Source organism: Streptomyces sp. MNU89, from assembly GCF_020982505.1.
GTDB classification, from domain to species: domain Bacteria; phylum Actinomycetota; class Actinomycetes; order Streptomycetales; family Streptomycetaceae; genus Streptomyces; species Streptomyces xinghaiensis.
The window spans coordinates 4,575,414-4,588,765 of sequence record NZ_JAJKLL010000001.1 but is presented as its reverse complement, the minus strand read 5'-3'; the positions used below and the strand labels follow the sequence as shown (position 1 = coordinate 4,588,765).

At 72.5% G+C, this 13,352-nt stretch carries 10 protein-coding genes; 6 read left to right on the top strand and 4 right to left on the bottom strand.

Translation table 11 applies throughout. The features are described 5' to 3' along the window. Positions 1 to 40 precede the first annotated feature (40 nt). Complete coding sequence (locus tag E4N63_RS19745; protein WP_230241324.1) at positions 41 to 1,408, bottom strand: peptidoglycan recognition protein; 1,368 nt, start codon at positions 1,406 to 1,408, stop codon at positions 41 to 43. Positions 1,409 to 1,536: 128 nt separating this feature from the next. On the opposite strand from E4N63_RS19745, the gene E4N63_RS19740 reads away from it, so the two are divergent. The 4 genes from E4N63_RS19740 to E4N63_RS19725 all read left to right on the top strand — a co-directional run bounded on the left by E4N63_RS19740 (position 1,537) and on the right by E4N63_RS19725 (position 7,428). Next, positions 1,537 to 2,292 (top strand): TIGR03089 family protein, encoded by a 756-nt coding sequence (locus E4N63_RS19740; RefSeq protein ID WP_125624141.1) that lies wholly within the window; start codon positions 1,537 to 1,539, stop codon positions 2,290 to 2,292. A gap of 142 nt (positions 2,293 to 2,434) precedes the next feature. After that, the gene (locus tag E4N63_RS19735) at positions 2,435 to 3,721 is read left to right on the top strand and encodes an LCP family protein (protein WP_230241323.1); all 1,287 of its coding nucleotides are present in this window, start codon (positions 2,435 to 2,437) and stop codon (positions 3,719 to 3,721) included. A 454-nt stretch (positions 3,722 to 4,175) separates the two neighbouring features. Next, on the top strand, positions 4,176 to 5,687 hold the full coding sequence (locus E4N63_RS19730) for an LCP family protein (protein WP_308188720.1): 1,512 nt from the start codon (positions 4,176 to 4,178) through the stop codon (positions 5,685 to 5,687). A 49-nt stretch (positions 5,688 to 5,736) separates the two neighbouring features. Further along, on the top strand, positions 5,737 to 7,428 hold the full coding sequence (locus E4N63_RS19725; protein ID WP_230241322.1) for an LCP family protein: 1,692 nt from the start codon (positions 5,737 to 5,739) through the stop codon (positions 7,426 to 7,428). Positions 7,429 to 7,581: 153 nt separating this feature from the next. Here the strand turns inward: E4N63_RS19725 and E4N63_RS19720 are convergent, their stop codons facing one another. Beyond that, a complete protein-coding gene (locus E4N63_RS19720) occupies positions 7,582 to 8,667 on the bottom strand; it encodes a glycosyltransferase family 2 protein (protein WP_125626887.1) in 1,086 nt (361 codons plus the stop codon). A gap of 263 nt (positions 8,668 to 8,930) precedes the next feature. Between E4N63_RS19720 and E4N63_RS19715 the strand changes: the two genes are divergently transcribed. Beyond that, positions 8,931 to 10,103: an LCP family protein gene (locus E4N63_RS19715; RefSeq protein ID WP_308188719.1), complete on the top strand. Its 1,173-nt coding sequence runs from the start codon at positions 8,931 to 8,933 to the stop codon at positions 10,101 to 10,103. Positions 10,104 to 10,183: 80 nt separating this feature from the next. Here E4N63_RS19715 and E4N63_RS19710 read toward each other — a convergent pair whose 3' ends face one another. Next, positions 10,184 to 10,732, bottom strand: coding sequence for an acyl-CoA thioesterase (locus E4N63_RS19710; RefSeq protein ID WP_230241321.1), 549 nt, complete (start codon positions 10,730 to 10,732; stop codon positions 10,184 to 10,186). Positions 10,733 to 10,872: 140 nt separating this feature from the next. Between E4N63_RS19710 and E4N63_RS19705 the strand changes: the two genes are divergently transcribed. Beyond that, positions 10,873 to 12,126 carry an LCP family protein gene (locus tag E4N63_RS19705; RefSeq protein ID WP_125626999.1) on the top strand — a complete coding sequence of 418 codons (1,254 nt, stop codon included), beginning with the start codon at positions 10,873 to 10,875 and terminating at the stop codon, positions 12,124 to 12,126. A 44-nt stretch (positions 12,127 to 12,170) separates the two neighbouring features. On the opposite strand, the gene E4N63_RS19700 is transcribed toward E4N63_RS19705, so the two are convergent. Beyond that, positions 12,171 to 13,148 carry a LacI family DNA-binding transcriptional regulator gene (locus E4N63_RS19700; protein WP_228429516.1) on the bottom strand — a complete coding sequence of 326 codons (978 nt, stop codon included), beginning with the start codon at positions 13,146 to 13,148 and terminating at the stop codon, positions 12,171 to 12,173. Positions 13,149 to 13,352 lie beyond the last annotated feature (204 nt).

Here is a 13,352-nt window from a genome sequence, read left to right as displayed (position 1 = left end):
GCGGTCAGTCTATGCAGACCCCCGGCGCCCGTATGCGGCGTCAGCGGCCCTGGAGCCGGGCGGCCAGACCGCGGATGCCGCCGAGCTTGTCGTAGAGGCGGGCTCCGGGGCAGTCGGTGTAAAACCCGTCCCGGTGTCCGGAGATGACTTTGAGGGTGACTCTGGTTCCCTTCGGATACTTGGTGTTCCCCAGCGAGACGCGAGTGCCGGAGCCCGCCGGGTTCCGGCCGAACAGGCCGAGTTTCCAGGCCGTGAGCTTGGCCACGGCCTCCACGGCCTGCCGCGAGGGCTGGGCCGCCTCGTACGTCCCGAGGACGGCGATGCCCATGCTGTTGTGGTTGAAACCGAGGGTGTGGGCGCCCTGGACGGCCCGGGCCACTCCCCCGGCGCGGCCTTCGTAGATGGTTCCGCACTTGTCGACGGCGAAGTTGTAGCCGATGTCGCGCCACTTCATGCTGTGGACGTGGTAGCGGTAGATACCGCGCAGAACGGAGGGGGCCTGCGCGCAGCTGTATCCGTTGCCGGTGCCGCTGTGATGGACGAAGGCGGTCCGCACGGTCTTCGTGTAGGGGAACCGCCGTTCGCGCCAGCTCTCGTTCGCGCCCCAGCCCCGGCGGATGACGATGCCGGGCCGGGGGCCGATGTAGCGGCTCTCCGCGCGGGGCTCCGCCGAGCGACGCGCTGCCTCCTCGGTGGCGGTCCGGCCGAGCGGGGCGATCTCCGTGGCGCCGATGGGGGCGAGTTCCGCGTTGGCGGCGGCGCTCTGGCGTTCGGCGGCGGTCAGCCCGCCGGCCCGGTCCCGGGGTCCGCCGCCGGGTTCGCTGCCGGGGGCGCCGCGCTCGTTGTCGGCGGTGTCGGCGGTGTCGCCGCCGGGATCGCCGCCGGGGTCGACGAGTTCGAGACTGAGGCCGGCCGGGAACGCGGCCGGGGCGCGGTCCGCGGTCCGCTCCGGCACCACCCGGACCTGGACGCCGTCGGATGCGCCGACCCAGAGCGGCGCGGTGCCGCCGCGGCGGCGTTCGCCGGGGACGGGGTCCGGTGCGTCGTCGTGGTGTGCCGAGAGGTCCCGCCAGCCGCTCCACTGCCCGGAGGCGGTGGAACGGGTACGGACCTGGGCCCGGCCGTGCAGTTCCTCGCCGGCGTCGTCCCAGACGATGCCGAGCATGGAGTAGGGACGCACCGTGCGGGGCGGCAGGACACGGGCGGCGGCGCCCGCCGACCGGTCCGCGCCGGCGGGTGCGGTCAGCGGCAGCGACTGGGTGCCGCCGGCGGGTTGTCCGGCCCCGGCCGCCGTGCCCGCCGGCTGCCGGGACGCGGAGGGTGCGGCGGCGCCGGCGGGCAGGGCCAGGGGGAGGGAGAGAGCGGCCGCGCAGGCCACACCGATCGTGGAAGCAAGGAGTGCACGCATACCGGCATGTTGGACATAGGCCAGTAAATCTGTCTATTCGTAATATGACGCCCGGTCGGCGCAATGCGGCCACCGTCCCGGCCGCCCGGTTCACCCGGGCGCAGTGACGGCCGCGTACGCTTGTCCGGGTGAACGCCACCGATCGCACCCCGGCCGACCTGCTGCGATCCGCGCTCGCCGCGGATCCGTCCCGCCCCCTCGTCACCTTCTACGACGACGCCACCGGTGAACGTGTGGAGTTGTCCGTCGCGACCCTCGCCAATTGGGTGGCCAAGACCGCGAACCTCCTCCAGGGCGACCTGGCGGTCCAGCCGGGTGACCGGGCCGCGCTGCTGCTGCCGGCGCACTGGCAGACGGCGGTCTGGCTGCTGGCCTGCTCCTCGGTGGGCGTCCTCGCGGACATGGGCGGCGACCCGGCGGCGGCCGATCTGGTCGTCACCGGCCCGGACACCCTGGAGGAGGCCCGGGCCTGCCGGGGCGAGCGGGTGGCGCTGAGCCTGCGTCCGCTCGGCGCGCGGTTTCCCGAACCGCCGTCCGGCTTCGCGGACTACGCCGTAGAGGTGCCGGGGCAGGGCGACCGCTTCGCGCCGTTCGCCCCGGTGGACCCGGACGAGCCCGCGCTGGCCTTCGCGGGTGCGGGGGAACTGACGGCCGCACAGGTCGTCGAACGGGCCCGGGCCGACGCCGCCACGCGGGAGTACACCCCGGTCTCCCGGGTGCTGTCCGGTCTGCCGTTCGACTCCTGGGACGGGCTCTCGGCGGGGTTGTTCGCCCCGCTCGCCGCGGGCGGCTCCGTCGTCCTCTGCCGCCATCTCGACCTGCTCGCGCCGGAGGCCCTGGAGCAGCGGCGGGAGAGCGAGCGCGTCACCGCGACGGCCGGCTGACGAACGTCCCGTCCGGCACTCGGGCCCCCGGCGGTGGCCGAAAGCCGCCACGCCACTCGTACAACCATGCGGTCAGCATTCCCGTCTACCCCAGTGACCGGCGGTCCCCCGCACGGTAAGACACCGCCGGAATCCGTGAGGGATGGACTCCACAGTGACCGACACCGCCGCGACCCCAGCGGGCCCGGAGGACGGCCCCGCCGACAGCGGCCACTCCGAGCAGGACAGGACCGAGGACGGGGAGCCGGGCGCAGACATACCCAAGCGCCGGCGCTGGCTCCGCTGGACCGCGCTGGGAGCGGCCGCGGCCGTGCTGGCCGCGGCCGGCACCGCCTGGTCCCTCTACCAGCGGCTCGACGGCAACATCCGCACCGACGCGGACACCTCCCGCGAACTGGAGGAGCACGCCGCGGACCGGCCCGCCTCCGTGGTCCGCGAGGCGGTGAACATCCTGGTCATCGGTTCCGACAACCGGGGCGACGGCAACGGCAAGTACGGTCGGGACAACGGCACCCAGCGCTCCGACACCACGATCCTCCTGCATCTCGCCGCCGACCGGAAGAGCGGCACCGCCGTCAGCATCCCGCGCGATCTGATGGTGGAGATCCCGGAGTGCACCACGTCCGACGGCACCACCATCGCTCCCCGGTTCGCCCAGTTCAACTGGGCGTTCCAGTTCGCCGGCGCGGGCTGCACCATCCGCACGGTGGAGCAGATGACCGGGATCCGCATGGACCACCACGCGATCGTCGACTTCAGCGGCTTCACGGAGATGGTGGACGCGATCGGCGGTGTGGAGATCTGCCTGGCGGAGCCCGTCGACGACTCCGAGGCACATGTGGAGCTGCCCGCCGGGAGGCAGACGCTGAACGGCGAGGAGGCGCTGGGCTACGTCCGCGCCCGCTACAGCCTGGGCAACGGGACCGACACCGAGCGGATGGTCCGGCAGCAGCAGTTCCTCGCGACGATGCTGCGGCAGATCCGGGAGGACGGAACGCTCCGGAACCCGTCCGAGCTGTACTCCCTGCTGGACGCCGCGACCTCCTCGCTGACCACGGATCCGGGGCTCGCCTCGCTGAAGAGCCTCTATGACCTCGCGGACAGTCTGCGGGGCATGCCGGAGGGCGGAATGCGCTTCCTCACCGTGCCCCGGCAGCCCTACCGATTGAACGCCAACCGCGATGAACTCGTACAGCCCGATGCGTCACTGCTGTTCGAGGAACTGAAGCACGACCGGCCCGTGACGGCCGGCGGCGGAGGGGACGAGGAGCCCGGGGCCGCGGAGAGCCCGGGAGCCCCCGAACCCACCGGGTCCCCGCGGGCGGCTCCGGCGCCACCCGCTCGCCGGCCTCTCGACCCCGGCCGCCTCCGCCCCGGCCGATCCGGCCTCCCCACCCCACCGGCCGAAAAAGGCCCCCTCTGCGGATGAGGAAACCCATGAGATCCCGAACAACGTAAAGCGAAATGCGAGCTTTACCCGCTTATCAAGACGTTGAATTCGTCACCGGCGTCGCCCCCCGGCGAATCGGGCGGCTAGTGTGAGCGACCCGGCGCGCACCACCTGCGCGTATGGACACCGGCACAAGGACTGAACGAGCGCCTGAGGGGGAGGGCGCCGCGTGGCACCGACGGAGGATTCAGGGAACCGTGGACGCGCAAGGCCGTGGGCGGTCGGACGACATCGACCCCGCAGACCAGTGGGTGCTCGACCCGAATACCGGTAACTACGTACTGCGACTGCAGGCCCCGCAGAGCGACCGGTCCCCCGCCCCGCGCAGAGGGACCCCCAGGCGCCCGCGCCCCGGTCCGCGCAGGGACGCTCCGGGCCGCCCCGCTCCACCTCTCGCCGCGCCGCCCCGGCCCGCGAGGAGGCCCAGCCCGGCATGCCGCCGCAGCGCGGCCGCCGGGCCGCGCCCAAGGCGGGTGGCGGCAGCAGCCGCCGCAAGCGCAAGCAGCAGGCCGCCCGGAAGAAGAAGGCGCTGTACTGGACCGGCGGCGCGATGGCGTTCGTCCTCGTCGCGGGCGGCGCGACGGCCTATGCCCTGCTCGAACACTTCAACGGCAACATCAGCACCGTCGACGTCGGTGACGCGGGCAGCGACACCATCACCGACGGCCCGATGAACATCCTGGTCCTGGGCACGGACGTCCGCACCGGCAAGGGCAACGAAGGCTACGGCGACAAGGGCAGCGTCGGCCACGCCGACACCACGATCCTCTTCCACGTCTCCGAGGACCGCTCCAACGCCACCGCGCTCAGCTTCCCGCGCGACATGCTGACGGACATCCCGGACTGCCCGACCAAGCAGCCGGACGGCTCGACCGAGGTCATCCCCGGTCAGCAGAACGTCCGCTTCAACACCAGCCTCGGCCAGAACGGGCGCGACCCCGGCTGCACGATGCTCACCGTCCAGGAGATAACCGGCCTGAAGGTCGACCACTTCATGATGGCCGACTTCAACGCGGTCAAGACGCTGTCCTCGGCGGTCGGCGGGGTCGAGGTCTGTCTCGCCAAGCCCATCGACGACCCGAAGTCGCATCTCAAACTGAGCGCGGGCAAGCACGTCGTCGAGGGCGACCAGGCCCTGGCCTTCGTCCGCACCCGCTACGGACTGAAGTTCGGCAGCGACCTGGACCGGATCCAGCTCCAGCAGCAGTTCCTGAGTTCGATGATCCGCAAGATGAAGTCCGGTGACACCCTGACCGATCCCACGAAGCTGTGGGATCTGGCCACCGCCGCCACCAAGGCGCTCACCGTCGACACCGGCATCGGCTCCGTCAACAAACTGATCACCCTGGCCAACAACCTGAAGAAGATCAATATCAAGAACATCTCCTTCGTGACCGTTCCCGTTCTCGACTCCGAGGACAAGGCGTCGGTCGTCCTCAACGAAGGGCCGGCCGACCAGCTCTTCGCGATGGTGCGGGAGGACGTCTCCCTCACCGAGGTCAAGAAGAAGGAGAAGGCCAAGAAGAAGGCCGCGGACAAGGCCAAGACCGAGGGCCCCAAGGCGGACCCCTCGGAGGTCCGGGTCAAGGTCCTCAACGGCGGCGCCCCGATCGGGGCCGCCCAGACGACCGTCGACTGGCTGCAGAACAGCGAGGGCGTCACCCGCTCCGCCAACGGCGGCAACGCCGAGGGCGGCGAGAAGCTGAAGAAGACCGTCCTGGAGTACGCGCCGAACCAGGCCGACCAGGCCCGGGCGCTGGCGGAGATGATGGGCCTGGCCCCCTCCGCCCTCAAGCCGGGCACGGAGGACGCCGCCGAGACGGACACCATGACGCTCACGCTCGGCGAGGACTTCGACGAGCCGGGGCAGCCGCTGAGCGCCCCGTCCAAGGCTCCGGAGAACATCCAGCGGGTCGAGGCCGACAAGCAGGTGTGCGCCGAGTGATCCGCCGGCCCTGAGGGCCCTGACGACGACTGACTAACGGGGAGGCCCGATGCGGCAGCCGAGTGCCCGCAGGGGCGGTATGGAGAAGGAACCCGAGCCGGCCGATCTCGGCTGGGACGACAGCCTGTACGACGAGCGGGGCGGCACGGACACCGTGCCGCTCGCCCGCGCCTCCACCGAGGGCCGGGCGGCGCGGCGGTCCGGCACGTCCGGCACCTCCGGTTCCTCCGGCGGCGGGCACGGCAGGTCCGCGCCGCCCCGCCGGGGCGGCGGCCGCCGGGTGCTCCGCTGGTCGGCCGTCACGCTGTCGCTGCTGATACTCGGCACGGCCGGCGCCGGGTACCTCTACTACGAACACCTCAACGGCAACCTGGAGAAGGACGAGCTCAACCTCGGCGACAAGCGGCTCGACAGGACCGCGCCGAACGCCGACGGCAACACCCCGCTCAACATCCTGCTGCTCGGCTCGGACAGCCGTAACTCCGAGGAGAACGTCCGGCTGGGCGGCGCCCGCGCCGACGCGGGCCGCAAGCCCCTCGCCGACGTCCAGATGCTGCTGCACGTCTCGGCGGACCGCAGCAACATGTCGGTGATCAGCGTCCCGCGCGACACCCGGGTCACGGTTCCCAAGTGCACCGACCCCGAGGACGGCACCGTCTACCAGGAGACGAGCACCACCATCAACTCCAGCCTCCAGCACGGCGGCCCGGGCTGCACCGTCGCCACCTGGGAGGAGCTCACCGGTGTGCCCGTCGACCACTTCATGATGATCGACTTCGCCGGCGTGGTCGACATGGCCGACGCGGTCGGCGGTGTGCCCGTCTGCGTCAACGCCAACATCAAGGACCCCAAGTCCGGGCTGCGGCTGGAGAAGGGCGAGACGGTCATCAAGGGCGAACAGGCCCTGCAGTGGCTGCGCACCCGGCACGGCTTCGAGAACGGCAGCGACATCGGCCGCGCCAAGGCGCAGCACCTGTACATGAACTCGATGGTCCGCCAGCTCAAGGCCGGCACCAAGCTGACCAACCCGAACAAGCTGCGCAAGCTCGCCGAGGCCGCCACCAAGGCGCTCACCGTCGACCAGGGCCTGGGCAGCGTCGGCAAACTGTACGACCTGGGCAGCGACCTCCAGCGGGTGCCGACGGAGCGGATCACCATGGCGACCATGCCGTGGATCGAGGACCCGCAGAACCCGCTGGCGCATCTCGTGCCGAAGCCCGGCGACGCCGACCGGCTGTTCTCCCTGGTCCGCAACGACGTGGCGCTGGACGGCAAGGACAAGAAGAAGGCCGCGGAGAAGAGCCCCGAGCCGAGCGACCCGGCCGCCCCCAAGGCGGAGATCCCGGTGGCCGTGCAGAACGGCACCGGCACCGCCGCGCAGGCCCCGGTCCGGGGCCGCGCCGCCGGCATCGCCGGAGTGCTGGTCCGGGAGGGCTACGCGCGGGCCGTCGCGGACGCGACGCCCAAGTCGCAGGCGGACACCACGGTCTCGTACCCCTCGAAGGACCTGCGCGGGGACGCCGAGCTCGTGGCGAAGTCGCTCGGCCTGCCCGCCGGCGCGGTGCGGATCGCGCAGGACGTCGAGCAGATCACCGTGGTCGTCGGCGCGGACTGGCGTACGGCGGGCGCCTACCCGGAGCCGTCGAAGAACCCGGCGGACGACAAGGCGCCGGAGAGCGCGGACGCGCTGAACGGCAACGAAAAGTCCTGCATGGACGTCAACCCGCGGTACAGCTTCTAGGGCCGGGGTTCCGGACCCGGGGGACGGCGGCCGGCCCGGTGCGCCGCGACGCGGGAACACGGGAGAGGGCCGGACCACCGGGGTCCGGCCCTCTCCGTACGTGCCGCCGGTCCCGCGCGGAACGGTGGCGGCACTCCGCGTGCGGCGTGCCCGTCAGCCGGCGGTCTCCGCCGACCCGGCCTTCTCCGCCGGTCCCCCCTCCGGGGACGGTGCGCGCTCCGCCGTGACCGCCGGGCGGCGGCTCGCGATCACCCGGCGCGCCAGGGAACGCGGGCTGGTGAGGAATCCGAAGCCCCACGACATGTGCATGGTCGCCAGCGCCACCGGGATGCGCAGCCGCGCCGCGAGCGGCAGCCCCCGGCCGGCCGGCAGCGAGCCCGCGGTGACGGCCGCGAGATACCCGGCGGGGACGACGAGGCCCCAGGGTGTGAGGGCCGCGCCCACAGCCGTGCCCGCCGCGATGGCGAGCAGGGCGGCCGGCGGGGCGAGATAGCGCAGATTGATGGAGCCCTTGTGGTAGCGGGCCACCACATGGCGCCAGCGGCCGTAGTCCTTGTACTGCTTGGCCAGGGCCCGGACCGTCGGCCGGGGCCGGTACGAGACCCGGAGCTCCGGCGAGAACCAGATCAGCCCGCCGGCCTCGCGGATGCGGAAGTTCAGCTCCCAATCCTGGGCGCGGATGAACTCCTCGTTGTAGCCGCCCTGCCGCTCCAGCGCCTCCCGGCGGAAGACACCCAGGTAGACCGTCTCGGCCGGGGCCGCCGCGCCGCCGGTGTGGAAGGCCGCGTTGCCGACCCCGATCCTGGAGGTCATCGCCGCGGCGACGGCCTGCTCCCAGGCGTTCTCCCCCTCGGCGTGCATGATGCCGCCGACGTTCTGCGCTCCGGTCTCCGCCAGCAGCCGGACGGCGGTGGCGATGTAGTCCGGGGAGAGCATGCCGTGGCCGTCGACGCGCACCACGACGGGATGCCGGGACGCCTTGATGGCGGCGTTGAGGGCGGCCGGGGTGCGGCCGGTGGGGTTGGGCACCGTGCGCACGCGCGAGTCCTCGCGGACCAGCTCGGCGGCGATCTCGTCCGTACGGTCCGCGGACGGGCCGAGGGCGATCACCACTTCGAGCTCGCCCGCGTACTCCTGCTGCAGGATGTGCCGGACGGAGGCGCGCAGATGCCGCTCTTCGTTGAGCACCGGCATGATCACGGAGACGGCCGGCGGCGGCTGTTCAGGGGAGGCGTTCATCGTTTCTCACGTTACCGCGAACGGGGGACGGCGCCGTAGCCGCCCGGGTACGACCGGGCCCGCCGGGCGGCGTGGGGGCGCGGTCCGCTGATCGTACGGATCTACGGTGACACCTTCCCAGCCCCGTCCCGGCCCCGCGGAGGTACCGCCGATGACCACGCCCGCCGCCCCCGGTCCGCGCCCCGACCCTCCGGCCGGACCAGGGGCGGCGCTCCCGCCGGTCGCGGTGGGGCCTGCGGCTCGCGCTCTGCGTCTCCGCGGTCGTGCTGTCGGCCGCCGGGGCGGGGCACGCGGTGGTGGGCGGCCTGGGCACCGCCATCGAACGGGTGGACCCCTTCGCCGGGCTGCCCGACCGGCCCGCGAGGGCGGAGGGCGGCGACGCGCTCACCTTCCTCCTCGTCGGCACGGACGGCCGGGACCGGATCACGGCCGAGCAGCGGCGGAAGTACCGGCTGGGCGGTGAGCCCTGCCACTGCACCGACGCCATCCTGCTGGTGCACCTCTCCGCGGACCGGAGGCGGGCCGGCGTGGTGAGCATTCCCCGTGACTCGTACGCGGAACTGCCGGCGGACGCGGAGAGCGGCGGGGAGGACGGGACCGGGGCCGGGGGCGGAAGCGACGCGGAGGGCACCGGCGGCGGCCGCCCCGTCAAGATCAACTCGGTCTACGCCGAGGGGGGTCCGCGGCTCACCGTGCGGACGGTGGAGAACCTCACCCGGGTCCGTATCGACCACTACCTGGAGGTCGACTTCAGCAGCTTCATCCGCACCGTCGACCTTCTCGGCGGCGTCGACATCTGCACCACCCGGCCGCTCCGAGACCCGCGGAGCGGCCTGGACCTGCCGGCCGGCACCAGCAGGCTGGACGGTGGCGAGGCGCTGGCCTACGTCCGGGCCCGCCATCTCGACGCCGAGGGGGACCTGGGACGGATGCGGCGCCAGCAGCTGTTCCTGGCCGCGCTCATGGACCGGGCGGCGGAGAGCGGCCTGCTGCTGAACCCGGTCGCACTGGACCGGGCGGCCGGTCAACTGCTCCGCTCCGTCCGGGCCGACCCCGGCCTCGGCCCGGAGGAACTGATCGGCCTGGGCCGGGCCATGCGCGGCTTCACCGCCGCGTCCTCGGAGTTCGTCTCGGTGCCGGTGGCCGACCCGGACCACCGGGTCCCCGGCATCGGCTCGACCGTTCTCTGGGACCGGCCGAAGGCGGAGGCGCTGTTCGAGGCGCTGCGCGAGGACCGGCCGCTGACCGGCGCCGGCGGGCACTCCGGCCGCCATGACGACTCAGGCCGCCCCGGGGCGGGGCCGGCCGCGCCCTCGGGGGAACCGGCGGAGGGATCGGCCGGGGAGTCCACCGGGGAACCGGTCGGCGAGGAGCCGCCGCGACCGGGCGGTGAGACGCCGGGCCCGGTCCGGGGCGACGAGGTCGTCTGCCCCTGAACCCCGCGCCGGCCCGGCCCGGCCCGCGACCGCCGCGGCCATCCGCCGTACCCCGCTCCGCCCACCCCGGCACGGCCGGGTCAGTCCCCGATGCCCTCGGCGGCGCGCTTCTCCCGCAGCTCCTTGATGGCCCGGCGGCGCGCCAGCCGGTGCGTCCGGCGGATCTGCGCCTCCTGGTAGCGGCGTTTGTCCCGCTCGGTCTCGGGCACCACCTGCGGCACCGGCCGGGGCTTGCCCTCGGCGTCGACCGCCGCGAAGACGAGGTAGGCGCTGCCGACCTGGGTGGCGGGCGTCGACTCGTTCCAGCGCTCCGCCATCACCCGCACGCCGACCTCCATCGAGGACCGGCCGGTCCAGTTGACCTGTGCCCGCGCATGCACCAGGTCACCGACGCGGACCGGCTCCAGGAAGACCATCTCGTCCATCGAGGCCGTGACGGCCGGACCGCCCGAGTGCCGCCCCGCGACCGCGCCCGCCGCGTCGTCCACCAGCTTCATGATCACGCCGCCGTGCACCGTGCCCAGAAGATTGGTGTCATGTGCGGTCATGATGTGGGACAGGGTGGTACGCGAGGCGCTGGTGGGCTTGCTCGGAACGGTCTGGTGCGCGGAGAGGGCCTGATCGGTCATGTCTTCAACTGTATGCGCCCGATCTTTCCCGGCCTTTCCCGGCCGACCGGGCCCATTTGTGCATCAGCTCTGCTACAGCATTGTGTGTATCCGCCACCCGCCCTGGGACCCGGCCCCCTCCGGCGTGCAGACTTCCCCCTATGACTGACTGGCCCCAGGGGCGGACCGCGGACGGTGACGGCTACGGACGCGGCGGCGCGATGCCCGGACCGGAGCCGACGCGGCGGATGCCCCATATGCGGCACGGCGCGCAGCCGGCCGGACCGACACCGCCGCCCCCCGCACCGCCGTACGGCCGCGTGCCCGCCCAGCAGTCGCAGGGCTACGACGACCCCTACGCCGGCGGTGACGGATACAACACCGGCCAGGTCTACGGCGGTGGCGGCGGGCACGGCGGCGACCCGTACGGCCGCCCGGCCCCGAACTGGGGCCGCCGCATCAAGCGCGGTCTGGTGACGCTGGTCCTCGTCGCGCTGGTGGTGAGCATCGGCACCTACTTCTGGGCCGACTCCAAGCTGCGCCGTGAGGTGGATCTCAGCATCGTCAAGGACCGCCCCGAGGCGGGCGAGGGCACCAACTACCTGATCGTGGGCTCCGACAGCCGCGAAGGTCTCTCCGCCGAGGACCAGAAGCGGCTGCACACCGGCCGGGTCGAGGGCAAGCGCACCGACTCGATGATGATCCTGCACGTCGGGGACAACGGGAACACCATGGTCTCCCTGCCGCGCGACTCGTATGTCACCATCCCCGACTTCACCGGCTCGGAGAGCGGCAAGGACTTCCCCGCCTCCGGCCCCGCCAAGCTCAACGCCTCGTACTCCAAGGACGGCGCGCCGCTGCTGGTCCGCACCGTCGAGTTCAACACCGGGCTGAAGATCGACCACTACGCCGAAATCGGCTTCGGCGGCTTCGCGGAGATCGTGGACGCGGTGGGCGGTGTCGAGATGGACATCCCGCGCGACCTCAAGGAGAAGAACTCCGGCATCGACCTGAAGAAGGGCCGCCAGACGCTCGACGGCGAGCAGGCGCTGGCCTTCGTCCGGCAGCGCTACGGCCTGGCCGGCGGCGACCTGGACCGCACCAAGAACCAGCAGAAGTTCCTCTCGGCCCTGGCCTCCCAGACCGCGAGCCCCTCGACGGTCCTGAACCCCTTCAAGCTCTACCCGGTGATGGGCGCCGGGCTCGACACCCTGATCGTCGACGAGGACATGAGCCTGTTCGACCTGGCCTCCATGTTCTGGGCCATGAAGGACGTCACGGGCGGCGGCGGCAAGCAGATGAACATGCCGATCGCGGGCTCGGCCCCCGGCGGCTCCCTCAGGTGGGACATGCCCAAGGTCAAGCAGCTCGTCTCCGAACTCAAGAACGACGAGCCGGTCACCGTCTCCGAGTAGCGGCTCGCCTGCCGTCCACCGCCGTGCCGCCCCGGCAACACCCTTTAGCGTGGGTGCCGGGGCGCGGGGCCGGTGGATTCGCGGACGATCAGGTGCGAGGGCAGCACGACCTGGGACGCGGTCTCCGAACGCCAGGCCGCGTCGCGCATGCCGAGGAGCAGGTCGACGGCGAGCCGGCCGGCTTCGGTGAACGATCCGCCGAGTGTGGTCAGCGGGGGTGAGCAGAAGTCCGCGCCGAAGATGTCGTCGTAGCCCACCACGCTGATGTCCTCGGGAACCCGGACGCGCCGCTCGGCGAGGCGGCGGAGCATACCGATGGCGAGCAGGTCGTTGTGGGCGATGGCCGCGGTGGCGCCGGAGGCCAGGGCGGCGTCGGCCGCCGCGGCGCCGCCGAGCACCGCGGGCGGGAAGGGGCCGAGCCTGGCCGCGGACATGGCGAGTTCCCGGGCGGCGGCCTCCACCACCCGCCAGCGCTGCGCGGCCAGCCACGACTGGCGCGGGCCGGCGAGATAGACGACGGAGGTGTGGCCGAGTGAGCTCAGATGCTCCACGATCTGCCGGGTGCCGTCCTCGTGGTCGATGATCGTGCTGTTCACGCCGTCGACCTGACGGTTGACCAGGGTCAGCCGGTGGTTGGCCGCCAGGTCCCGGATGCGGTCGTCCGGCATCCGGCTCGCGGCGATGACGAAGCCGTCCACCGACGGGCCGAGCCGCTGGACGTGCCGCACCTCCAGGTCGGGTGACTCCTCGGCGTCCCCCACGATCAGGGTGCATCCCGCCGCGCGCGTCTGCTGTTCCGCGCCCCGGATGATGCCGAAGAAGTGCGGGTTGGTGATGTCGGAGACGCACAGCGCCACCGTGTCGGTGCGGCCCGAGGGCAGCGCCCGCGCCAGAGGGTTCGTGCGGTAGCCGAGCCGTTCGGCCGTCTCCAGGATGTGCTCGCGGGTCGTGGCGCTCACCCGGCCGGGCGTGGAGAGGGCCCTGGAGACCGTCGACGCGGCGACGCCGGCCTCCCGGGCCACGTCGTAGATCGTCGGGTGCCTGTCGCCTTGCCGCCCCACTGCCGCCCCCCGGGTCGTCTTGCGTGTCGCGATGGATCCTCCCGTGGATGGCAACTTTTGGCAACCGCTTGCCCCATGGTTGCCATCCCTCTACGTTCTGCGAAACGTCTCAGCCACCTCCCGGGCATCCGCTCCGCGAGTGGCCGCCGCCGGGAACGGAATTGA

Coding starts and splice junctions, on each gene's coding strand:
- E4N63_RS19745 (WP_230241324.1), bottom strand. CDS start 1,408: ATGCGTGCACTCCTTGCTTCCACGATCGGTGTGGCCTGCGCGGCCGCT.
- E4N63_RS19735 (WP_230241323.1), top strand. CDS start 2,435: ATGGACTCCACAGTGACCGACACCGCCGCGACCCCAGCGGGCCCGGAG.
- E4N63_RS19730 (WP_308188720.1), top strand. CDS start 4,176: ATGCCGCCGCAGCGCGGCCGCCGGGCCGCGCCCAAGGCGGGTGGCGGC.
- E4N63_RS19725 (WP_230241322.1), top strand. CDS start 5,737: ATGCGGCAGCCGAGTGCCCGCAGGGGCGGTATGGAGAAGGAACCCGAG.
- E4N63_RS19720 (WP_125626887.1), bottom strand. CDS start 8,667: ATGAACGCCTCCCCTGAACAGCCGCCGCCGGCCGTCTCCGTGATCATG.
- E4N63_RS19710 (WP_230241321.1), bottom strand. CDS start 10,732: ATGACCGATCAGGCCCTCTCCGCGCACCAGACCGTTCCGAGCAAGCCC.
- E4N63_RS19705 (WP_125626999.1), top strand. CDS start 10,873: ATGACTGACTGGCCCCAGGGGCGGACCGCGGACGGTGACGGCTACGGA.